Raw genomic sequence first — 23,681 nt, 5'->3', positions numbered from 1 at the left:
TAGAAAATAATTAACCGGAATTATGAGAAAAGTAGGGCCTCAAATCAAAATAATATTATGATATTCTTAACAGCCGGTTTATCGCGGCTAAAAATCATTAAAAACCTGTTTTTCCAGAAGAATTGTTTTTAATTTTTTTTAAAAAGATTATCTTTGTGTAGACAATACGTTTAATAATTGTGTGATCGGCTAAAAACTTTTTAAAAAAATCCTCTTTCCCCACTGATGAGTCAGCCAACATTCTTTGAAGAATTAAATAATGAAAACCTCGGCGGCGTTGCTTACAAGAACCTGAGCCTGAAGAAAAAGATCATTGCTTACTTCGCCAATATCAATAATGCCACTATTGCGGACCTTGCAAAGGAGCTGAATGCCAGCACGCCTAAAGTGACCCATTTGCTGAACGAGCTGCTGCAGGAAGGGCTGGTGCATGATTACGGCAAGGTGGACAGCACCGGCGGCCGCAGGCCGAACCTTTACGGTATGGCGCCGGATGCGGGCTTTTTCATTGGGGTGGAAGTGAAGAAATATCATATTAACCTCGGGCTGCTGGACTTCAAGAAAAACCTTGTCAAATTTGTGGAGAAGGTGCCGTACGACCTTCAAAATACGGCCGCGTCGCTGGACGAGCTGTGCAAGATCGTGGCGAAGTTCGTGGACGAGCTGCCGGTGGGCCGGGAAAAGATCCTGGGCGCAGGCGTGAACCTTTCCGGCCGTATCAACTATGCAACCGGGTACAGCTACAGCTTTTTTCATTTCGATGAAGAACCGCTGAGCAAGGTGATCGAGGCGCGCATCGGCATCCGCACCTTCCTGGAAAATGATTCCCGCGCCATGGCCTACGGTGAATTCAGCAGCGGTACGGTGAACAACGAAAAGAACGTGCTGTTCGTTAATCATGACCATGGCATCGGTCTCGGCATTCTCATCAACGGACAATTATATTATGGCAAATCCGGCTTCGCCGGTGAATTCGGCCACATCCCCTTCTTTAATAACGAGCTGATCTGCCACTGCGGAAAAAAAGGCTGTCTTGAAACGGAAGCCTCCGGCCAGGCGTTACTGCGCAAATTCCAGGAGAAGCTGAAAGAAGGTTTGTCCTCCGCCGTTATGCGCAAGCACAAGCAGCCGGAGCAGGTAACGCTGACAGACATCATTCATGCGGCCAATAACGACGATATGCTGGCGATCGAGCTGATCGCGGAAGTGGGAGAAAAACTGGGCAAAGGCATCGCCATGCTGATCAACCTGTTCAACCCCGAACTGGTGGTCCTCGGCGGCAGCATCTCCACTACGGGCGATTACATCCGCCTGCCCGTGAAAAGCGCCATCAACAAGTATTCCCTGAGCCTCGTCAATAACGACACACAACTGATCCTCTCCCGCCTCGGTGAAAAAGCGGGGATCATCGGCGCCTGTTTGCTGGTGCGGAACAAGCTGTTGTCACTCGCATAGCTGCCTGTTTCCGATGCGCGCGGCATCACCTTTGCCGCAATAACCCTATGCATTCCGGCGCAGGAATACTATATTGTGAGGATAAATATTTCCTATGAGCACAGCGTTCCTGCAAGTGCTGCTATCACTGGCAGCAGGCATCGGGTTGATCATACTGCTGACCGTTAAATTCCGCGTACATGCATTCTTCGCATTATTCCTCGCATGTTTTGTAGTGGGCCTGGGCGTGCAGCTGTCCTTCGCGGACACCATCACGGCCATGAAAAAAGGGTTCGGGCACATTTTGCAGAGCCTTGGTTTTGTGATCATGCTGGGCACGATGCTCGGCGTGATACTGGAACATACCGGCGCCACGCGGGTAATGGCCGCCGCCATCCTGCGCATGGTGGGGGAAAAACGCGCGGCTGCCGCGATGGGGATCACCGGTTTTATTGTGGGCCTGCCGATCTTTTGTGATTCGGGGTACATTGTGTTAAGCGGACTGAATAAATCTGTCGCGCGGCGCAGCGGCGTGTCTATCCTCGTGATGTCCGTTTCCCTGGCCGCGGGCCTTTATGCCGTGCATTGCCTCGTTCCCCCGCACCCCGGCGCCACCGCGGCCGCGGGGATCATCGGCGCGGACATCGGCAAGCTGATACTGGCCGGCGCCCTTGTAGCCATTCCCGCGGCCGTTGTGGGTTGCTGGTGGGCTGCATTCATGGGTAAAAAGATACCGGTAAGCGAGGTAACGGAAGAAGAAGGAACGGAGGTGCAGGAGATCCCGGATATCCCGGTGTGGAGGGCTTTTCTGCCGATCATCGTACCGATATTGCTGATCGGCCTCGGCGCTTTCGGGGATATGGCGGGCGGCATGAAAATATTTCATGTGCTCGGTGATCCGGTGATCGCACTGTTCATCGGCGTACTGCTGTCCCTCCGCAATTTCCGGAAAGATACCATGAGCAGGCTGATGATGGAAGCCGCGGAAAAAGCCGGCAGCATCCTGGTGATCATCGGCGCGGGCGGCGCCTTCGGGCAGGTGCTCTCCGCCACCAACATCGGCGCGCATTTTTCTGAAACATTCCACCTCGGCAATATCGGCATCATCTTTCCTTTCCTGCTGACGGTGCTGCTGAAAACAGCGCAAGGCTCGTCCACTGTCGCTATTATGACGGCCGCTTCCATCATCCAGCCACTATTACCGGCCCTTGGCCTTGACAGCGACATGGGCCGGCTGCTGTGCATGCTGGCGCTGGGAGGCGGTTCCATGATGATCTCCCACGCCAACGACGCTTACTTCTGGGTGATCAGCAAATTCTCGGGACTGGAAATGAAACCCATGCTGAAGGTTTATTCCGTCGCTACCATACTGATGGGACTTACTACTTTCTGCATGGTGTACCTGCTGTCCTGGTTCCTGCTGTAAACCGTTATGTTTATGGCCTGGCCTTTGCAGATCGTATATCATGCCCGAAGGTCCATCCATGATCATCCTCAAAGAAACGCTGGCGCCGTTCGCCGGAAAGAAAGTGCTGGCCGTCACGGGGCAGGCTAATATCGACTTTGAAAAGCTCCGGAACAAAACCCTCACCGGCTTCAAAACATGGGGTAAACATTTCCTCATTTGTTTCCCCCGCTTCACGGTACGCATACATTTCATGCTGTTCGGCTCCTGCCTGGTGAATGAACGAAAGAAGGCCATGCCGGGCTTGCGGCTGCAATTCAACAACGGCGAGGTGAACTTCTACGCCTCCGCGATCCGGATCATTGAAGAGCCGCTGGATGATATCTACGACTGGAGCGCGGACGTTATGAACGAGGCATGGGACCCCAAAAAAGCCCTCGCCAAATTGAAACGCGAGCCGGACATGCTGGTGTGCGACGCGCTGCTCGACCAGCAGATATTTTCGGGCGTGGGGAACATCATCAAGAACGAAGTGCTGTACCGCATCCGGGTGCACCCGGCCAGCACCGTGGGTGCGCTTCCCCTGCAGCAACGGAAAGACCTGGTGCGGGAAGCCGTACAGTACAGCTTTGATTTTTTACGGTGGAAAAAAGCGTACGAGCTGAAGAAACACTGGCTCGCACATACGAGGAAGATCTGCCCGCGCTGTGATATTCCGCTTGTAAAGGAATACATGGGAAAGACCAACAGGCGGACCTTCTTTTGTAATAATTGCCAGGTGAAATACGGAGGGAAGCGGCAGACTTAACACAAGCGACCGGTCAACTCTGTTTTCGCGGCCGTGTAAAGGCATATCAAACGTCACGGCGCCATGGTGTGGTGCACCCCTTTACCGGCTCTCCGAAGCGATCAGCACGATCTTCACAAGCGCAGTAGCCGTCAGCTTCACCGGCCGGGTACCGTCGGCGCTCTGTACATCCAGGTAAAGCGTTCCTTCACCGTAAGAATACAGGTAAGTAACGCCGCCGAACACCTGTGGCAGGGCTTCGTAAGACGCACCGTCGTTAAACGATATGTCTACCTGCACACTACTGGATTCGCTGGAATAGGCATCCAGCTCCGGCATGTCTATCGCCACCTGGTAAGTGCCGCTGGCCGACGCCAGCTGCCACATGTCCGGCGTGATCTCTACAAAAACGGTTTTGTTGGGGATGATAACTTCCTCTGTTTTCGTGCAGGACGAAAAAAATATGCCGGCTGAAAGCATCGCAAAAATGAGGGAAATAGTCTTCATAAAACGGGTATTATTGAATCAATGTACTGTTGAATTCAAAAAGCGTGCCCCTATTTCCCGCGAGGGCCGGTTAACCTGTCTGCCCAGCGTCCAGGCGGCTGAAGAGCCCGTTTTCACCGGGCCTCGCTTTCTTGATGTACGAGCCTGCCGGTATTCATCGCAATGGTTTTAAGAGCGGATATTGCAGGTAGATAATAACGAGGTTCAGCAGCATGAAAGGCAATTCCACCGTGGCGCCTTTCAGGTCTTTAACGGACAGCTGAAGGCAGATGATGAGGAGGATGGTGGCGGCCATGATGAAATTGCCGGCTACAAAAGTACGCGGGATCAATATCAGGATCACGCTGGCCAGCGTAACCACCCCGAACAGCCTCACCGCACTTTTGCCCAGCTGCCACTTTTCAAACATGGACAACATTTCCGGTTTGCCGCTCCACATGGCCCATCCCTGCTTGCATCCCATAAAGGCTACGAAAATGATCAATACTGCACTGACGATTTTGATCAACATAGTATCTGGATTTGGTTGTTGCTTCCCGAAAATAACGCATTTATCAGGTAATGGCGCAATTCCAGCGGTAGCATTTTTATAATCTACCAATTTGATAGACTGATTAATTCCCTTACCTTTGCTTCGTTTTTACGAATTTTAAGAGTAACTTGAAGCAATCTTTATTGAGTTTCATCTGTCCCCGAAGATGCTTTTATCAACCAATCATTAGGCATGGCTGAGATTTTGTACACGCAGGAATATTGGCGCCAACTGCAAAAAGGCAATACAGATGCGCTTTCAGCGCTATACCAGCTGCATTACATCGGGCTTATCAATTATGGCGTGAAGCTGACCGGCGACCGGGACCTCGCGAATGACTGTTTCATTAACGTATTGCTGGAGCTGTGGGATAAAAGGCATACGCTGCCGGATGTCACGAATGTGCGCGCCTATCTCATCACCTGCCTGCACCGCAGAATACTCCTCGAGATCCGCTCCGATAAAAGGCGGAACAACAGCCACCGCGAGATATTACCGGAAGAGCCCAGCGAAGTTTCCTATGAAGCATACCTGACCGCGCTCGAAGGCAATGATGAGTTCACCCGCCTGCTGGCCACCGCTTTCCGGCGGCTCACGCAACGGCAGCAGCAGCTCCTCCGCATGAAGTTCTATGAGAACCTGGATTACGACCACATTGCGCAGGCCTGCGGCATCACGAAAAGAACCGCTTACAACATCATACACGATGCGCTGAAACAGCTCAAGAACGAGCTGAAAGGATACGAACAGGCAACCGGGCTTACCATTCCCACGCCCACCCTGCTCATCCTCGGCATTTATTTTCTCTTCCAGTAAAAAAAAATCATTTTTTCATAGTAAAAGCGCCGGCTTGCTGCCTCTATAATTAAAAAAGGGGATGAACTACCTGCGTTTCAAGGCAGAAGACCTGGTCATGGATGAGTCTTTCCAGCAATATTGCTCGGGCACGAACCCCGCTGCGGTAAGGTTCTGGGAGCAATGGCTGAAGGAACATCCTGAAAAGAGCGAGCTGGTGAAAGTTGCAAAGACATTGTACCTGCGGCTAAACGGCGGACTGGATGAAGATGTTTTTGCCGCACACCACCGGCAGTTCAGCGAGGTGCTCGCGGCGCGGGGCATCCGGCCCGGCGAACAGGCGCCTCCGGCCAAAGTAAGACGGCTGAAAAACGGATGGGGCTGGTACGCGCTGGCTGTCGCCTCCGTGCTCATGCTCTTTATGACTACCTTGTGGTTGCAGCCGGAAAGGCCCGCGCAGCAAAGCACGGCACCGGAAGATACCCGCGTTGCCTATGTGAGCAAAGCAGGAGAACGGAAGTCCTTTCAGCTGCCGGACGGCACCAAAGTAGTGCTGAACGCCAGCAGCACCCTGTACCTGGAAGACAGCTTCAACACCGGCAACCGTTCGCTGACGCTGGATGGAGAAGCGTTCTTTGACGTAGCGCAGAATGCCTCCTCCCCCTTTGTGATCCATACCACCGCCATGGACATCACGGTGCTGGGAACGGCTTTCAACGTTAAAGCCTACAGGAACGACGAAACAAATGAGACCGCCCTCGTAAGGGGACTGGTAAAGATCTCCCTGAAATCAAACGATCATCAGCTGCTGCTGCATCCGAACGAAAAAGTAATAGTACCGGTTGGCAAAACGATCATCCGGAAAGTAAAACTCATATCCGACAATCGTCAAAAAATACCTGAACCGGCCATTGACTATGCCATCGCGTCCCTCACGCACATTCCGCATGACACTACCGCCGTTGAGCTGTCATGGGTAGACAACCGCCTGATATTCGCCGATGAAAGCTTTGAAGAGATCGCCAGGAAACTCGAACGCTGGTATGACGTAGAGATCAGGTTTGAATCAGAAGCGCTGAAGCAATACAGGTTCACCGGCAATTTCAACAAGGAAAACGTACAGCGCGTACTCGAAGTGCTGCAGCTCTCCAGGGATTTCAGCTTCCGGTTTGAAGACAACCATCATCTCGTCCTGAATCAATAAAAGGCATGTAAACGGAATGGTGACACATTCCCGCATCATACATCAGACATGAACATAAAAAAGAGGGAATGGTGACACATTCCCTCAGAAGTCCAAGTTTGGAAACAGGATCTGCTTGACATCCGAGCCTGTTCCCTTTTATTAACTATAAACCTGTACGAAAGTATGCAAAAAAACCAACTTCCAGGCTGGGGAAAGGGATTCCCATTAGGATTGATCAACGTAATTATGTTTATGAAACTGACCGTTTTCCTGACGGTGTTCGCCTGTCTGCACGTCAGCGCCAAAATCTATTCACAGGACACAAAGATCTCGCTTAATCTGAAAAGCGTATCGATCCAGCATTTGTTCCGTGCCATTGAAAAGAAAACGGCTTATCGTTTCGTATTCAGCAATGACATCATCCCGCAAAACATGAAGGTCAGTATCGATGTGCAGAATACCGCGGTGTCTGAAGTACTGAGCCACGCGCTGGACCGCTCCAACCTTGATTTCAAGATGCTGGAGAACGACATGATCGTGGTGGCGGACCGTGATAACATCCGCCAGGTGATCCGCGTCAGCGGCCGCGTGCTGGATGCCAGTGGCCAACCGCTGGAAGGCGTGAGCATCACCATCAAAGGCGGCAGCGGCGGCACGTTCACGGGGGCGAAGGGCGTTTTCGCCCTGAATGTTCCCGATGCCAATGCAGCGCTGGTGTTCAGCTATGTGGGGTTGGAAACGCAGGTCATTGCCCTGAATGGCCGGAAAACGATCGATGTGGTGATGAAGGGCGCGCGGCAGCTGGGGACCGTCACCGTTGTGAATACGGGCTTCCAGACGCTGAACAAGGAACGGGCTACCGGTTCTTTCGGGTATATCGATAAAGAACAGCTGGCCCGGCCGACCACCAATATCGCCAGCCGCATCATCGGCACTACTGCCGGCGTACAGGCGACACTGGATGTGGATGGCAACCCCACATTTGAGATCCGCGGTAAATCCAGCCTTTATGCCACCGCCCGCCCGCTCGTGGTGGTGGACGGATTCCCCATCCAGGGGGATTTCAGCACCATCAACCCGAACGACGTGGAAAGCGTGACCGTACTGAAAGATGCCGCCGCTGCGTCTATCTGGGGCGCCCGCTCCGCCAACGGCGTGATCGTGGTGGTGACCAAGAACGGCCAGCGGAACAAGCCGCTGAATGTGGAGTTCTCCGCATTCACCAAAATGGGCCGCAAATTCAACCTGGATTACGTAAATCCGCTCGCCACATCCGCCGAAACGGTAGACTACGAGCAGCGCGCTTTCAACAAATGGAGCGCCCGCGTCAATCCCGGTGTGCTGAACACCGGCTACTATTTCGCCTGGTCAGAAGCCACCATCGCATTGAGCGAAGAATACCTCGGCTACATGACCGCCGCGGAAAGGCAGGCCGTGCTGGACCGGCTGTCCCGCCAGAGCAACAAACAACAGATCCGCGACCTGCTGCTGGCAAGTCCCGCCACGCAACAGTATAATCTCAGCCTCTCCGGCTCCACCGGCAGAATGACGAATATGCTGTCCATGCTCTTCGAAAATAACCAGTCCAACTTCAAAGAAACCGGCTACCAGAAATACCTGCTGAACTTCCGCTCCACCGCCAACATCACCAAATGGCTGGACCTCCATGTAGGCGGCATGGTGAACTACAACAAGGAAAAGAACAACGGCGTTTCCCTGCAGGATATCCAGGGCATTTCACCTTACGAAATGCTGAAAAACGAAGACGGTTCGCTTACCAATATCCATCAGTATTATTATCCGATCATCGACCGGTTTGTACCCACGGAGCTGTTCCCGTATTCTGACTGGACGTACAATCCCGTACAGGAAATACAGAACCGCGACCGCACCGTTACACAGCTGAATGCCCGCCTCCAGGCCGGTATCACGCTGAAGCTGCTGAAGGGGCTGACGTTCGACAGCAAGCTGCAATACGAACTGTTCAATTCCTGGGACCGGCAGTTCAACAATGAAAATACCTATTACGTCAGGAACCGGGTCAATACCGCCACCACCTGGGACCAGGCCAACAACGAGATGACGCTGAACCTGCCGAAAGGCGGCATTCTTTCACAATACAGGAGCCGTACGCAATCTTACAACCTCCGCAACTCCGTCAGCTATAACAACTTCTTCGGCCAGGAGCATGAAGTGAATTTCATTGCGGGCGTGGAGATCAGCAACCGGGTGTCTGAAGGTTTCGGGAACCCGCTCACCTATGGTTATAACGATGAAACGCTGACCTCCGGCATCTTTCCGAACGGGCCCGGCGGCACCTTCAGTCCGATCAAAAACTGGCTGGGCAGCAACCAGACCTTCACCTATTCCAATACTTTCAGCTATACCACCAACCGCTACTTCTCTTCTTTCGCCAACCTCGCCTATACCTACCGGGGCAAGTACACGGTTTCGGGCAGCTTCCGTACGGACGCTTCCAACATCATCGCTGATGATCCGAAATACCGTTACTCTCCTTTCTGGTCCGCCGGCGCGGCATGGCAGATGCATAAAGAAGATTTCCTGCGCAGCGCCAACTGGCTCAACCGCCTGAACCTGCGCCTGACCTACGGTTACAATGGCAACGAAGACCGCTCTACATCTTTCAAACCATTGATATCCGCCAATCCCACACCGAACATCTACACGAACGACTATACCGCTGCGATATCCAGCTTCGGCAATCCCACCCTGCGCTGGGAAAAAACGGGCACCTGGAATGCGGGCATAGACTACAGCCTGTTTTCCAACAAGCTCTTCGGCAAGATCGATGTGTACCGCAAGTACGGGAAAGACCAGATCGCGCAGTTATCCATTCCCGCAGTGAACGGCACCACCACGCAAAAGCTCAACAACGCGGAGATCAGCAATAAAGGGATTGAGATAGAGCTTGGAACGATGCAGCGCATTGCCGATAGAATATCCTGGCAGGGCAACCTGAACTTTTCCTACAACAAGAACAGGATCGAAAAGCTGTTCGTGGCCACCTATGCCGCCAGTACCCTGTACAGCGGCGGCTCCGGCGCATATGTGGAAGGCTTTGACGCCAACACGCTCTGGCGCTTTGAATATGCCGGCATACACAACAAACAGCCGATGGTGAAAGGCGAAAAAGGCGCGTTGTACGATTTCGGCGCATGGACGCCGGGAGACGGCCGCGATTACCTGCTGAACATGGGCTCCACCGTGGCGCCGTATACACTCGGCTTCATGAACACCTTCCGCATACATGACTTCGACCTGTCCTTCATCATCACCGGCAAGTTCGGTCACGTGTTCCAGCGCATGGGCTTCAATTACCCACCCACCTGGAGCAGCCGCGTACTGCCGAACGTGAAGTATTCCGAAGTAGTGAACGGCGATCCTTCACAGATCGTACCATTGCCGCTGAACGACATCGAAGACCGGTATTATTTCTGGGACAGGTTCCACCAGTACCTGAACTATCTTATCGAAGATGCATCGCACATCCGCATGCAGGAAGTCAATCTTACCTACAACCTGAACAAGCGCACGCTCTCCCGGATAAAGCTGGATAACGTGCAGGTATTTGCGCAGGGGAACGACCTGTTCACCATCTACGCCAACAAAGCAAAAGAAGATCCGGAATATCCGCTGGGCACCATGAATCCTCAGCCAACACTGACGCTGGGCGTTAAATGCAGCCTGTAACCGGTTTTCGAAAAACTTAAATCAAGACTCATGACGATCAAACATAGCTATATACTTTTACTGGCGCTCGGCTTTTACTCCTGCGATTCGTTCCTGGACGAGCGCCCGAGCAAAACCTCCTCACTCGAAGTGACGAAGGTGTCCCAACTGGATGCCTTATTGAATAACCATGAAGCCTTTTACAAGGAAGGAAACCGTACTACGATCTATAGCAGCGACGACTACGGCCTTACCAAAGCCCTGTATGATGCAAGACCCGCTACATTTTCGATGGCGACGGTAGAGTTCGCCTGCTGGGATACAAAGTACCTGCCGGACGATACCCGCGAAGGATTCTGGAGCGGTGAATACAAGAAGATCTTCACCGCCAACATGGCGCTGGGTTTGGTAGACGCCGTGTCCGGTTCGGAACAGGAAAAAGCGATCGTGAAAGCGGACGCGCACCTGGTAAGGGCGTACAGCTATTTTGAGCTGGCCAATACCTATTGCCTTCCTTATACGGACGCTACAAAAAATGAGCCCGGCCTGCCCATCAAGCAGACCACCAGCTTTGAAGAACCGCTGGAACGCAAGCCCCTCGAGGCTGTATACGCCCTCATCGAATCCGATCTCGCCGAGGCATTAAAAATACCACAACCGCTCGTCCAGAACGGCCGCCCACGATACTGGCGCGCCAGCAAAGCCGGCGTGAACGGCTTCGCCGCCAGGTATTACCTCACCCGGAACAATTATACCGAAGCGCTGAAACATGCGGAGGCCGCGTTGAACGAATACAGCACACTGGTGGACTACAATACGGAAATGCATTATGGAAGAACGAGCGACGTAGTGATCAATCCCGGCACACCGGAATCGCAGACCGTTACCCTGCAATTCCCTTACACGCACGACAACCAGAGCGACCAGACCGACATGATCGGCTGGAAAGAATTCCTCTATTACAGGATGCTGAACCACGAATCCTGGTGGTACGTTCCCAGCCAGTCGCTGTTAGATCTGTACGACAAGGATCACGACCTGCGTTACCGCTATCATATGGTGGAAGGTTATTCTTACGACCGCGGGATGACCAAACCGGCCTACGATTATCCGGGATATGTTTTCTTCTTTAAAGACCGCATCCCCTCCGGCCCCACCGTAGCGGAAATGCTGCTGATAAAAGCAGAATGCCTGGCCCGTACGAACAAGGGCGGCGAAGCCATGACCGTGCTGAACCAGCTGCGTGCCAAACGCATGGAACCGGGGCCATGGGTGGACCTCACCGCTGGCAACCAGGACGACGCCATTGCAAAGGTGCTGGCGGAAAGAAGAAGAGAAATGCCTTTCACCCGCCGCTGGTTTGACATCCGCCGGTATAACAATAATGATTATCCGAATGATGATGTAGAGCTGAGCCGGGATTTCTATCCGTTTACCATATCTTCGGTGCAGGCCGACCAGCCGGTAATCAACTACACGCTGCCGAAAAATTCAAGACGTTTTGCCGCGCCCATTCCAAGAACTGAAATGATATCGAGCAACGACGTTATCACCCAGAATACTTATTAACCCGGGAGAGGCTGTATCAAAATTATTTCAACCGGCTTGAGAATCGCGTAAACGACAACTATCTCCATCCGGTGCCCGAATAAAAACGGGGAAATTTAATTTTGATACACCCTCTCTGCTGAAAAATCCATGACGATGAAAAATTTCACAGTATTTGCCGGCGGCCTGTTATGGCTGATCTCCGCAGGCTGCGCCAATGACCGGTCGTACGAGATAAACGGCTCGCTGGAAGGCGCCGGCAACGACAGCGTTTACCTGGTGGTAACGCACGGCCGCCAGCTGCCCGCCGATACACTCCGCACCGTTGCCGTAAACGGCGTATTCACCTTCACCGGTGAAACCGACAGCGTTCAGAACGTTACCCTGGTACCCGGAAGCATCCAGTCCCGCAAGTTCTTTTCGTTCTACCTGGAACCGGGCGACATCCGGCTTTCCGGGCATGTGGATTCGATGGATCATATCCGCGCCAATGGCACTTACAACAACGATCTGCAAACGCAGGTGCGGCAGGCGGAAACAAAGACCTACAACGAGATCCGCGCGCTTGCGCAGCAACCCGGCAATGAAGTCCGCATAAACGATCTCCGGGAACAGCTGAATAATAACAGGATCAGCTTCATCCGACAGCATCCGGATGCGATGGTAAGCCTGATGCACCTGTATGTGCTGCAGGACAGGGTGCCGCTGGACACCGCCATCGCGCTCTTTGCACGGCTCGCCCCGCCGCTGAAGCGCTCTTTCTATGGCCGTTTCATTGATGGAAGACTGGCCGCGCGGGAACGGGTGCGCATCGGCAATCCCGCGCCGCTGTTCGACGCGCTGGATGTGAACGGCAACCCTGTAAGCCTTGCCGCCCTGAAAGGGAAATATGTACTGCTGGATTTCTGGGCAAGCTGGTGCGTGCCCTGCCGCGCGGAGAACCCGTATGTGGTAGCGGCATACGAACGGTACAAGAACAAGGGTTTCACCGTCATCAGCGTGTCCCTCGACCATGACCGCAACAAGTGGACCGAAGCGATCGAAAAAGATCACCTCAACTGGACGCACATCTCCGAACTGAAAAGATTCGAAGAGCCCATCGCGCAGCTGTACGGCGTACAGCCCATCCCGGACAACTTCCTGATCGGACCTGAAGGAAAGATACTGGCGGCGAAGCTGCGCGGCGAAGAACTGGAAAAAACACTTGCCTCCTTCATTCAATAAAAACACAACCATGCAAAGAATACTGCTGACATTATTACTGATATGCGCCATTGGCTTCACCGCCTCGGCCCAATCTAACGGAAAGGAACCCAAGGCCACTCCTGAAGAAATAAAGGAGCTGAAAGCCGCCGTAGTAAAAGACCTCCGCAACCCCGAAGCCCACAGGGCCTATCTGAAGGCCGCCGGCGCGGAGAACAACGACGTAAAGAAACAATACGATCAATGGATCAAGGCCAATCCGCGGATGGTGGAAATTCCCTTCGCGTACGCGGAAGAATTGTACAGCCATGAGCTGCCGGCCGCCAAAGAATACCTGCTCAAAACAGTAGCCCTCGATCCGAAGAATGGTAAAGCCTGGCAGATGTTGTGGATAGATGCGGAAAGATGGGGCGACTTCGCCGGTGGCCGCGAATACCTGAAGAAAGCCACAGAAGCAGATCCCACCAGTCCCGATCATGCTTTCTATTACGCCAGCTCCTTTGAGCATGTGGATTCGGTTAAACACCACCAGCTGATGCTTTCCATCCCCGAGCGTTTCCCCGGCACGGAAAGAGGCGCGCAGGCGCTTTACTGGCTGGCGCACCGCACCAAAGACCCTGCTACGAAAATCTCTGTATATGAACTGGCCCGCAAAAAATATGATCCCTCCAAATCCAGCTGGACCGCCGGAGCGATGTCTAACTACTATGATTTCCTCCTGGTAAATAACATTGCCAAAGCCAAATCCCTGGCGGACGATATGGTAAAGCTGGATTCCCTGCGTGACATCAAGGGCTGGCAGCAACGCCAGCAGATCGCCGTGGCGCTGCTGGACGGCCAGGCGCTTTCCGCCACCGGTAAATACGCGGAAGCCCTCGAAAAACTGAACACCGTTGCGCCCATGCGGTACTCCTCCTCCAAAGTGGTGCTGCTGAAAGCAAAAGCCAAAGCCGCCGCATCCGCCGGAAACCGCAAAGCGGCTTACGACAGTCTGCTGCTGCACTACGCCAAAGATCCTACGGATGATATATACGCGGATATGAAAACTTACGCCGGAAAAGACGATGCCGCCATACAGGCGGATGTCTGGAAGCAACGGCAGTCCACCGCCCAGCCCGCCACCGCCTTTTCACTGGAAAACTACCTGACCTCCGGCAGAACATCGCTGCCGGACCTGAAAGGGAAAGTGGTGCTGGTAACGTACTGGTTCCCCGGCTGCGGTCCCTGCCGCGGGGAATTCCCTCACTTCGAGCATGTGGTGCGGAAATTCGGTAAAGATCAGCTGGCCTACATCGGCATCAATATCGTGCATGAGCAGGACCCGTACGTAGTACCCTTCATGAAGCAAAGCGGCTATTCCTTCACACCCGTACGCGACGAGCCCGAAAAACGCGGCAACCTCACCGCCCGCGGCGCGCCAACGAATTACCTGATAGACAAAAACGGGAATATCATATTCTCCAACTTCCGGACGGACGAGGATAATGAACGGACGCTGGAACTGATGATAACGGAGCTGCTGGACAAGTAGCCTGAACAAAAAAGCCTCCTGCGTGGAGGCTTTTTTGTTTAATGTATCCGTCTAAGCTTTTCAAGGTAAGCATCTATATAAGCCTGCTTCGTCACTTCATTTAAAGCTGAACCCCGTACCATCGTTTCTGCCGCTTCCTGATAAGTGCAGACTTGCCTGATGATCCGCTCGGCCCGCTTTTCCATTAGCCCCATTTTATTAGCCAGCATTTTGAAATCAGGTAATCCGTAGCAGCCATGGGTGCCGTAAAACGCATTAATCAATCACTTTTACTTTTATCAATAATTCCATTCCTAAAACATCCGATATCTTTTGCAGCGTTTTATAAGAAGGGTTTCCAATACCGGATTCAACAAGGTGGATAGTCTTAATCGCTATCCCGCCTAATTCGGCAAGATCCTCCTGTTTTATATTCAGAAACTCTCTTCTGAGCTTAATAGCATTCCCTAATTCGTGCATATCCATCGGTAATATACTACTGATTTAAAGCAAAAATGGGGAAATTTGGACATTTTCCATTCAAAATCGGTAATATATTACTGATTTAAGAAAAAAGACGACTGCAATGGTTTGTGAAATATAAATCGGCAATATGTGACCGATTTTACATACAAGAGTTTAAAATTGATAAACAGGTATAACAAAAGACCGCTGCAACCTGAAGCTGCAGCGGTCTTTTTTAGTTACCCGACCTGGATTCGAACCAAGACAAACAGAACCAGAATCTGTCGTACTACCGTTATACTATCGGGCAAATTGGGACTGCAAAGGTAAGCAAACTCAGGAAAAAAACCAACGGTTTTTTAAGAAGATTGAAATGGTAATTTCATCAATAATAAAACTGATGCCCTTTGGATAAGCTCAACCTCGCATCCACCGATCCCGTGAACGAAAATATAGCGCGGATTGCCGCCATATTCCCTCACTGCATTACCGAAAGCGATGCCGGCACAGCCGTTGACCTGGACCTCCTGCGCCAGGAACTGGGTCACCGCCTCGTGGAAGGTAACAAGGAACGGTACCGCCTTGAGTGGCCCGGCAAGCGGGAAGCCCTTGTAACTGCCAATACACCCGTTCACACCACCCTCCGGCCCGTTATAGAAGCCTCCGTCAACTTCAACGATACCGAAAATCTCTACATCGAAGGAGATAACCTGGAAGTGCTGAAGCTCCTCCAGGAAAGCTATCACGGAAAGATCAGGATGATCTATATCGATCCGCCGTATAACACGGGGAACGATTTTGTGTATAAGGACAATTTCGCGCAGAAAAGCGAAGCCTATAAACAAGAAAGCGGGCAAAAAGATGCATACAGCCGCCGCCTGGTGATGAACCCGGAAACGTCCGGCAGGTATCATTCCGACTGGCTCAGCATGATATACCCGCGCCTGAAACTCGCCAGGAACCTGCTGTCCGACGATGGCGTCATCTTCCTCTCCATCGACGACAATGAATTGTACAACCTTAAAAAGCTGGGCGATGAAATATTCGGCGAAGCCAATTTTGTCGCCAGCTTCCCCCGTATCACCAAGAAAGCGGGCAAAACTACCGGCCTCGTAGCCAGGAACCACGACTACGTACTGTGCTTCCGCAAATCCCCCACAGCCGGACTGAACGCCTGTGCTTTTGACGCGGACGGTTATGATCATACGGATGAATATGAAAAAGAACGGGGCCGGTATAAGCTGAGCCAGACGCTGGATTACGGGTCTATCCAGTACTCCCCTTCCCTCGATTACGAGATAACGATAGACGGTCAGATACTGCGTCCGGGGAATGTATCGCGCGAAGAAATGCTGGACAGGCAAAAGCGCAATCCCAAAAGTGATTTCTGCTGGCGGTGGAGCAAAGACCTGTATGAATTCGGCATGAACAACGGCTTTGTTGTGCTAAAGAGATCGAGGAACGGCCACCGGATCTACACCAAAACCTATGAAAAGGCCACCATCGTCAGGGGGCCGAACGGCTATGTGGTGGAGGACAGGGATAGAACGAAAACCTGTACCACGCTGGACTTGCTGGACAATAAATTTTCCAACGACAATTCCCGGAAAGACCTCGGCAAATTATTCAACGAAAAAATATTCGAATACTCCAAACCGGTATCGCTGATCGCCGAACTGATCACGCTGGCAACAACCGGTAACGATATCATCCTTGACTTCTTCTCCGGCTCCGCCACTACCGCGCATGCCGTTCTTCACCTGAATGCGGTCACCGGCGGCAAAAGGAAGTACATCATGGTACAGGTGCCGGAATCGGTGGATGCGCATATGGGTTATGATAATATTTGTGAGATCGGCAGGGAGCGCATCCGGCGCGCGGCGGCGAAAATAAAGGAAGAAACAGGCGCTGAATTCGATGACGGCTTTCGCGTGTACCGGGTGGACAGCAGTAATATGCAGAACGTATACCTCCATCCGCAACATTACGGGCAGCAGACGCTGAACATGCTCACCAACAAAATAAAACCGGACCGCACCGCTGATGATCTGCTCGCGCAGGTGATGCTCGGCCTTGGCCTTCCCCTTTCCCTGAAAACGGAACGGATCACCATCGCCGGCAAAAACGTGTTGAAAGTTGCGGACAATGCGCTTTACGCCTGTTTTGAAGATGATATAGATGAAGCATTTGCCAAAGCGCTGGCAGCGCATGCGCCCTTGCGCTTTGTGTGCCGTGACGGCGGCTTTAAGAACGATGCCGCCAAGATCAACATACGGCAGTTGCTGCCCGGAACCATCATGAAAGTGATCTGATCATGCCTTTTATGAAGCTGCAATTCAAGGAACAGGATTTCCAGGTACAGGCGGCAAAAGCCGTCACAGCCTGTTTTGAAGGGCAACCCTTCCGGAAGCAGGCGTGCAACAGCCCGCTGCGGATATCCGAAAAACGGATACTCGAAAACATCCGCTGGGTGCAAGTGGGCAACGGTCTGGAGGAAAATTCCCAGCTCGAAAAACCAACTACATCCGGCTATCACCTCACCATCGAAATGGAAACCGGCACCGGCAAAACCTATACTTACATCCGCACCATGTACGAGCTGCACCGCCAGTACGGATGGAGCAAGTTCATCATCATCGTGCCGGGCATCGCCATCCGCGAGGGCGTGTACAAGTCATTCGAAATTACGCAGGACCACTTCCGGGAACTGTACGGCCACAGTATCCGGCCGTTCATCTACGATTCCACCCGGCTGCAGGACATCGGGCATTTTGCGGCAGACAGCCGTATCAGCGTGATGATCATCAACATACAGGCGTTCAGCAGTGCGGATGCGCGCAGGATATACCAGGAGCAGGACCAGCTGGGCAGCCGCAGGCCGGTTGACATTATCGCACAGGCGCATCCCGTCATGATCATCGATGAGCCGCAATCTTCAGACGGCGCAAAAACGCTGCAGGGCATGCAGGATTTCAACCCGCTGTGTACGCTTCGTTATTCCGCCACGCATAGATCCGCCTACAACAAAATATTCCGCCTGGATGCGCTGGATGCATACCGTCAACGCCTTGTAAAGCAAATACAGGTGAAAGGCATTCAGCTTAAAAGCGCCGGCGCCACGGGTTTTCTTTACCTCGAGCGCATCATCCTGAGCACCGGCCAGCCTCCGGTTGCGGTCATTGAATTCGAAAAACGCACCGGCGCGGGCGTTCAAAAAGTAAGACGAAAAGCCGTGGAGGGCGCCGATCTGTATGAGCTGTCCGGCCGCATACCTGCCTACCAAAACCGGAAGATCACGGAGATCGACGGCTATCTGAACAGGATCATCATCGGGGGTGAGGACGTTCGCCCCGGTGACATGCTGCATAACAACGACGAGCCCGTATTGCGCAGGATACAGATCCGCGAAACAATATTATCCCATCTGCAAAAAGAACAGCGGCTTTTTGAAAAAGGGATCAAAGTGCTTTCCCTCTTTTTTGTGGACGCCGTGGAAAAATACAAGATGTATAACGTACATGGCGATGCGGAAGCCGGAACATACGCACAAATATTTGAAGAAGAATACGCGCTCGCCCGCACGGAAATGCTGCAGAACCAATCCCTGCCATCCCGCTACAGGCAATACCTCGAAGATGCACCGGTGCAGCGGGTACACGCCGGCTACTTTTCGATCGACCGGAAAAACAGGATGGTCAATCCTTCGGGAAAACGCGGCAGTCTTGAATCCGATGATATTTCCGCGTACGACCTGATCATGAAAGATAAAGAACGCCTGCTGAGCTTTGAAGAACCGGCGCGTTTCCTCTTTTCGCATTCCGCTTTAAAAGAAGGGTGGGATAACCCGAACGTATTTCAGATCTGCGCCTTGAAACATGCCGATGGCGGAAGCCAGACCCGCAGAAGGCAGGAAGTCGGCCGCGGTCTGCGTCTTTGTGTGAACAACAGGGGAATGCGGCAGGACTATGATGTGCTGGGCGAACAGGTGCACGAGATCAACAAGCTGACGGTTATTGCTTCAGAAAGTTATGAAGCATTTGCAAAGGGGCTGCAGCAGGAGATTACAGCCACCTGGAAGCGCGAACCCGCGCGTGTGGAAAATGAACGGACAATTACCGTATCCTCAAAAAAAATTCATCCCGCAGCATTGTATGAAATAGCTTTTGATACGCAGCAGCTCATCACCAACAGCAGCGCGCTGATCGATAGGCGGTTGAACATCAGCGAAAGCATGTACGAGATCAAAACAGGTGATTTGACAAACGATGTGGAAACCCGGTCCGGCGCGCTTCTCCATGAGCCGCCTGCCAGCGCGGCATATGATATTATTGGGGAGATCGAAGCGCTTACGCAGCTCACCCGCAAAACCATCGTGGCGATCCTGCAATCCATCCGCGAAGAAAAATTCCTGCTGCTCCACCAGAACCCGGAAGCATTCATTGCCGGATGCGGCCGGCTGATCAATGAAGCGAAAGCAGCGATCACCGTTACAGCTCCATCTTCCGCACCTGCGCGATCTTCAGAAGGGTAGACAGCATTTCCCGCGGGAAGAACGGTTTGTTGAGTATATCGAAGATGCCTTTGCGGGCAAATTTTCTTCTTACTTCCGGCATGATATCGGCCGTGAAAATAACGATGTGCACTTCACTGTATTCATTCCGGATGATCTCTGACAGCGCATAGCCGTCCAGCTCGGGCATATGCAGGTCGATGAACGCCACGTCGTATTTGTTCTCCCGCAGCAGGTCCAGCGCTTCCTGCCCGTTCAGGGCGCAATCCGGCTGTATCCCGAAATATTCCATCTGTCTTTTTGCGACCATTACGTTGATGGGATTGTCTTCCACGAACAATATCCGCATCCCCTTGAATTTCTTTGCGTAGGTGGACAATTCGGAGATCTGCGCGCGTTTGGGCGGCCGGTTTTTCTTCGTCGGCAGATCAAAGACGAGATCGAAATAAAACTCGGTGCCTTCTCCCTGTTTGCTGTTGAGGAATATGCGGCTGTTGTGGAGGGCGATCAGCTTCTGGGTGATGGTAAGCCCGAGGCCGGTGCCAGATTGCTCTGATACGGCGGACTGCGGCACCTGCCGGAAGCTCTCGAAAATGGTATCGTGATATTCTTCCGGGATGCCGACGCCGGTATCGCTCACCGAAAAATGCACGGTAGCTTTTTCCGTTTGTTTGGAAGCGAGCTGCAGCGATATGGTGACCTTGCCTTTGTCCGTATACTTGATCGCATTGCTCACCAGGTTGTTCAATATCTGGCTGAGGCGTATCACATCCGCGACCACTTTTTTAGGAATGTCTTTATCCACATGGCTTTCCAGCTCCAGGTGTTTTGCCGCGGCGAGGGATTTGAATTGATTATGGATGTTCTTCACCAGTTCGTGCAGGTTCACGATGGTGTAGGTCAGCTCGAACTGATCTCTTTCCAGCTTGTTGAGATCGAGGATATCATTGATCAGCTGCAGCAAGTGGTCGGCGGAAAAAAGCAGGTTGCTGACGTATTCTTCCTGTTCCGCGGTGTAGTTCAGCTTGAGCAGGTTGGCGATGCCGATGATGCCGTTCAGGGGCGTTCTGATCTCGTGACTCATGATGGAGAGGAAATCTGATTTCGCTTTGGCGGCGTCTTCGGCCATGTTCTTGGCGCGGATCAGTTCCAGTTCGTCCTGCTTGCTTTTCGTAATGTCCTGTATGCTGAGTACGAGAATGTAGTTCGCGGGGTCGGGGGATTTTATTACGGGGCGGATGCAGGCTTTGAACCACTGGTCCACTTTTTCATCCAGGTGCTTGTACACCAGTTCACGCGGTTCGCCGGTGCGGACCACTTCCGCCAGCACTTCGGTGAACATTCCCGCCTGGGGGCCCAGTACCTCCGCGACGGTCCTTCCGAGGAAGTCCTTTTTCGGAATGAACAAAATGCGTTCATCATGCACCCATACGTTCCGGAAAACCTGGTTGCCGTCCAGCTCAAATACAATATCTTCCAGGGAAGTGATCAGCGCCTGCAAATGCGTGGTCAGCTCCCGCTGACGGATTTCCGCCAGCTTTTCATCCGTAACATCCTGCACATAACCAATGAGGTAATGCTTGTCGCCGGATGTGCCGGCAACAGCACGTCCGTTGACGTTACAATACCGTGTTCCTTTCCGGGGATGTTCGATTCGGAAGGAATAAACAAGTGGGTTCTCCGGCGCTGTCTGCGCACCCTGAATAACAGCAGCCACAGCAGGTTGATCCTCCTTCACAATAATATCAAGCCACCCTTTTCCCAGCGACCGTTCACAGGCAAGACCGCATATTCTCTCCCATTCCTCATTCACAAACAAGCAGTTCCCTTCCATATCCGCGATAAAAGCGCCAATCGGGGCAAGCTGCAAGACCTTATAGAGTTCCTCCCCGTTATGCAAGATTGTTTCCATCGGAAAGGTTTAAAGATTCACATTCGTTCATTCAATATAGCGTTTTTTTTAAAATTATGGGGCGACTTAACATATAGCCGCCTCTGGTAAAGCCGCATGCGCCTCCGAGGCGTTACAATTTGTTGTTAGAAATCCTCACTATCGCTGTCTTGCAAATTATTCTTCAATTGTAGCCGGCTCATATACAAAGATATGCCTTCTGGCCTCCTTTTCGCGGTAAGCTTACTTCACCCAAAAAAATTTATCATGCCTATCGTAAAAGTCATCGAAGTAATTGCCTCCTCTGAAAAGGGTATTGAAGATGCGATCAGCAATGCAGTTATGGAAGTATCGAAGACGATTCACAACATTGATTCTGTTTTCGTGAAAGACATCAAGGTGCATGTGAAAGACGGGAAGATATCCACGTACGGGCTGATCTGCAAAGTGTCCTTCCGGCTGGACGATGCTGCGCGGCAGCAAAAGTAATTTTGTCAATATTCCTTCCGTATTTCCGGCCATCGATGTGGCCGGCGGATTTTCGTATGCCCGTCACGGGCAAAAAAAGAGAACGGCTCCTGCTACGAAGGCCGTTCTCTCTGCGTTTGAGGATAACATTTATGAGAGCATTTTATCCGGAACAAATATCCCGGAATATTAGCTGAATATTTTCGCATACTCGTCTGCTGCGCCCGGGCTATAGATGAATGAAAGCCTTATATCGACGAATGGTATTACGTTTAAAAAGGCCCTTTGTGGTTTACCCTGTCCGCCTGCTTTGCCGCACCGGGCATCTCCCCTCTTTTTCCACGCCCCGCCACCGGCTCCGAGGTCCGGCGGTCATACCAGTCCGGCGAGAGCTGCTCCGGCGTGGTATCCGCGGTTTGTGTGCGCCATTGGGACAATATCTTTTTTAGTTCCGCAAGCTGTTTTTTATACGCTGGATCATTGACCAGGTTGTGTTCCTGTGCGGGATCATTTTTGAGATCATACAGCTCTTCCGCCGGGCGCGGCGCGATGTAAGGGTCTGCCTGCAAAGCTGTAAGATTGCCGGCCGCCTTATGCAGCGCCAGCGCGGAAGCGCCTGTATTCACATCCTTCGCGCCTACATTGCTTAATTGCGGGCGGAGATTGAGCAGGTAGAAAAAATCCTTTGTGCGTACCGATCTTTCACAGGCTTCATAGTCGTGCCAGTTGTGTTCGGCAAAAACATAATTACGGAAAGGTTGTTCCGGATGCCTGAGCAGTTTCGCAAAGCTTTTTCCCTGGAAGGTTTCGGCGGGTTTCAAACCCGCAAGCTCCAATAATGTAGACGCAATGTCTATACTGCTGACCAGGCTGCTGCAAACCCCGCCGCGGGCGATGGACTTCGGCCATTGCAGGATGAAGGGTGTTTTTACGCCTCTGTCGTACAGCCGTGTTTTGCTGCCGGGGAACGGCCTTGCATTGTCCGCCATAAAAATGATCAGTGTATTGTCCGCGATGCCCTGTTGTTCCAGCGCTTTGTTCAGTTCGCCGAGATAGTAGTCCAGCCGCCCGATTTCATTATAATAAGATGCAATATCCCTGCGTGTTGCCGGGTTGTCAATAAGTGTAGGCGGTACCGTTACACTGTCCGGATGATGCTGCCAGCTGCCGTTATTATCCGCGCCCCAATTGCGGTGTGCATCGAACGGCGCGAGCCAGAAAAAGAAAGGTTTGTTTTTGGGGCGGTGTGCTATCAGGTTCAGCCATTGTTCTTCACCGCCGTCGCCATTGATCTTTTTGCCTCCCATGAGCGTATCGTAGGCCCTTTTGGTATTCGGCCCTTCATGCCATTTCCCGGCCAGCGCGGTGTAGTAACCGGCATTTTTCAGCAGTTCCGGGAAATACGCCAGGTGCGCGGGTAAAGGGTTGTGCAGTTCCGCGGCGCCGGTGTTGTGCGGGTACCTCCCCGAGATGATGCTGCAGCGGCTTGGGCTGCAGGAGCTGGAGGTCACGAAGGCATTTGTGAATTTCAATCCGTTGGCCGCCAGCCGGTCGATATGCGGTGTTCTGATGGAGGGGTTGCCGTAGCATCCGATATCTTCCTGGCTGATATCATCACCGATGATGAGGATGATATTCGGCTGCTGTTGTGCGTGGAGGGATGAGGAGGCAAGGAACATCAGGCCAATGAGGACCTTGCGGATTCTATGATGCATCGTCTGCGGTTTTAATATGCCGCATAAGATACAAC

The 23,681-nt window shown here is 52.4% G+C and carries 17 protein-coding genes and 1 tRNA gene; 12 read left to right on the top strand and 6 right to left on the bottom strand.

The window, feature by feature from the left end:
* Positions 1 to 225: 225 nt before the first annotated feature.
* The 3 genes from CCY01nite_RS13315 (at position 226) to CCY01nite_RS13305 (ending at position 3,647) form a co-directional block, all read left to right on the top strand.
* The gene (locus tag CCY01nite_RS13315) at positions 226 to 1,455 is read left to right on the top strand and encodes an ROK family transcriptional regulator (RefSeq protein WP_146862273.1); all 1,230 of its coding nucleotides are present in this window, start codon (positions 226 to 228) and stop codon (positions 1,453 to 1,455) included.
* Positions 1,456 to 1,549: 94 nt separating this feature from the next.
* The gene (locus tag CCY01nite_RS13310) at positions 1,550 to 2,860 is read left to right on the top strand and encodes a GntP family permease (RefSeq protein ID WP_146862270.1); all 1,311 of its coding nucleotides are present in this window, start codon (positions 1,550 to 1,552) and stop codon (positions 2,858 to 2,860) included.
* A gap of 40 nt (positions 2,861 to 2,900) precedes the next feature.
* Complete coding sequence (locus CCY01nite_RS13305; protein WP_146862267.1) at positions 2,901 to 3,647, top strand: DNA-formamidopyrimidine glycosylase family protein; 747 nt, start codon at positions 2,901 to 2,903, stop codon at positions 3,645 to 3,647.
* Between the two features lie 81 nt (positions 3,648 to 3,728).
* On the opposite strand, the gene CCY01nite_RS13300 is transcribed toward CCY01nite_RS13305, so the two are convergent.
* The gene (locus CCY01nite_RS13300) at positions 3,729 to 4,133 is read right to left on the bottom strand and encodes a hypothetical protein (RefSeq protein ID WP_146862262.1); all 405 of its coding nucleotides are present in this window, start codon (positions 4,131 to 4,133) and stop codon (positions 3,729 to 3,731) included.
* 154 nt (positions 4,134 to 4,287) lie between these two features.
* Positions 4,288 to 4,644, bottom strand: coding sequence for a hypothetical protein (locus CCY01nite_RS13295; RefSeq protein ID WP_146862259.1), 357 nt, complete (start codon positions 4,642 to 4,644; stop codon positions 4,288 to 4,290).
* Positions 4,645 to 4,857: 213 nt separating this feature from the next.
* On the opposite strand from CCY01nite_RS13295, the gene CCY01nite_RS13290 reads away from it, so the two are divergent.
* From CCY01nite_RS13290 to CCY01nite_RS13265, 6 genes are all read left to right on the top strand, one after another.
* Complete coding sequence (locus CCY01nite_RS13290; protein ID WP_146862256.1) at positions 4,858 to 5,481, top strand: RNA polymerase sigma factor; 624 nt, start codon at positions 4,858 to 4,860, stop codon at positions 5,479 to 5,481.
* A 61-nt stretch (positions 5,482 to 5,542) separates the two neighbouring features.
* Entirely contained in the window at positions 5,543 to 6,664 is a 1,122-nt protein-coding gene (locus CCY01nite_RS13285) for a FecR family protein (RefSeq protein ID WP_146862253.1), read from the top strand.
* Positions 6,665 to 6,898: 234 nt separating this feature from the next.
* Positions 6,899 to 10,357: a SusC/RagA family TonB-linked outer membrane protein gene (locus CCY01nite_RS13280; RefSeq protein WP_186831039.1), complete on the top strand. Its 3,459-nt coding sequence runs from the start codon at positions 6,899 to 6,901 to the stop codon at positions 10,355 to 10,357.
* A 30-nt stretch (positions 10,358 to 10,387) separates the two neighbouring features.
* Positions 10,388 to 11,905 carry a RagB/SusD family nutrient uptake outer membrane protein gene (locus CCY01nite_RS13275; protein ID WP_146862248.1) on the top strand — a complete coding sequence of 506 codons (1,518 nt, stop codon included), beginning with the start codon at positions 10,388 to 10,390 and terminating at the stop codon, positions 11,903 to 11,905.
* 135 nt (positions 11,906 to 12,040) lie between these two features.
* On the top strand, positions 12,041 to 13,108 hold the full coding sequence (locus tag CCY01nite_RS13270; protein ID WP_186831038.1) for a TlpA disulfide reductase family protein: 1,068 nt from the start codon (positions 12,041 to 12,043) through the stop codon (positions 13,106 to 13,108).
* A 10-nt stretch (positions 13,109 to 13,118) separates the two neighbouring features.
* Entirely contained in the window at positions 13,119 to 14,618 is a 1,500-nt protein-coding gene (locus CCY01nite_RS13265; protein WP_146862242.1) for a redoxin domain-containing protein, read from the top strand.
* A 255-nt stretch (positions 14,619 to 14,873) separates the two neighbouring features.
* Here CCY01nite_RS13265 and CCY01nite_RS13260 read toward each other — a convergent pair whose 3' ends face one another.
* On the bottom strand, positions 14,874 to 15,083 hold the full coding sequence (locus CCY01nite_RS13260; protein WP_222614383.1) for a helix-turn-helix transcriptional regulator: 210 nt from the start codon (positions 15,081 to 15,083) through the stop codon (positions 14,874 to 14,876).
* A 218-nt stretch (positions 15,084 to 15,301) separates the two neighbouring features.
* A tRNA-Gln gene (locus CCY01nite_RS13255) sits at positions 15,302 to 15,372 on the bottom strand.
* Between the two features lie 97 nt (positions 15,373 to 15,469).
* Here CCY01nite_RS13255 and CCY01nite_RS13250 point away from each other — a divergent pair.
* On the top strand, positions 15,470 to 17,374 hold the full coding sequence (locus tag CCY01nite_RS13250) for a site-specific DNA-methyltransferase (RefSeq protein ID WP_146862239.1): 1,905 nt from the start codon (positions 15,470 to 15,472) through the stop codon (positions 17,372 to 17,374).
* 11 nt (positions 17,375 to 17,385) lie between these two features.
* Complete coding sequence (locus CCY01nite_RS13245) at positions 17,386 to 19,593, top strand: DEAD/DEAH box helicase family protein (protein ID WP_146862236.1); 2,208 nt, start codon at positions 17,386 to 17,388, stop codon at positions 19,591 to 19,593.
* Here CCY01nite_RS13245 and CCY01nite_RS13240 read toward each other — a convergent pair.
* Entirely contained in the window at positions 19,550 to 21,484 is a 1,935-nt protein-coding gene (locus CCY01nite_RS13240) for an ATP-binding protein (protein ID WP_146862234.1), read from the bottom strand. The two genes, CCY01nite_RS13245 and CCY01nite_RS13240, sit on opposite strands and share 44 nt — an antisense overlap.
* Before the next feature lie 246 nt (positions 21,485 to 21,730).
* On the opposite strand from CCY01nite_RS13240, the gene CCY01nite_RS13235 reads away from it, so the two are divergent.
* A complete protein-coding gene (locus CCY01nite_RS13235; protein WP_146862231.1) occupies positions 21,731 to 21,952 on the top strand; it encodes a dodecin family protein in 222 nt (73 codons plus the stop codon).
* Between the two features lie 251 nt (positions 21,953 to 22,203).
* Here the strand turns inward: CCY01nite_RS13235 and CCY01nite_RS13230 are convergent, their stop codons facing one another.
* A complete protein-coding gene (locus CCY01nite_RS13230; RefSeq protein ID WP_146862228.1) occupies positions 22,204 to 23,646 on the bottom strand; it encodes a sulfatase family protein in 1,443 nt (480 codons plus the stop codon).
* Positions 23,647 to 23,681: the final 35 nt, after the last annotated feature.

The sequence above is a fragment of the Chitinophaga cymbidii genome (assembly GCF_007992715.1).
Lineage (GTDB): Bacteria > Bacteroidota > Bacteroidia > Chitinophagales > Chitinophagaceae > Chitinophaga > Chitinophaga cymbidii.
The sequence above is the reverse complement of the archived record's forward strand: the minus strand, read 5'-3'. Positions and strand labels throughout refer to the sequence as shown.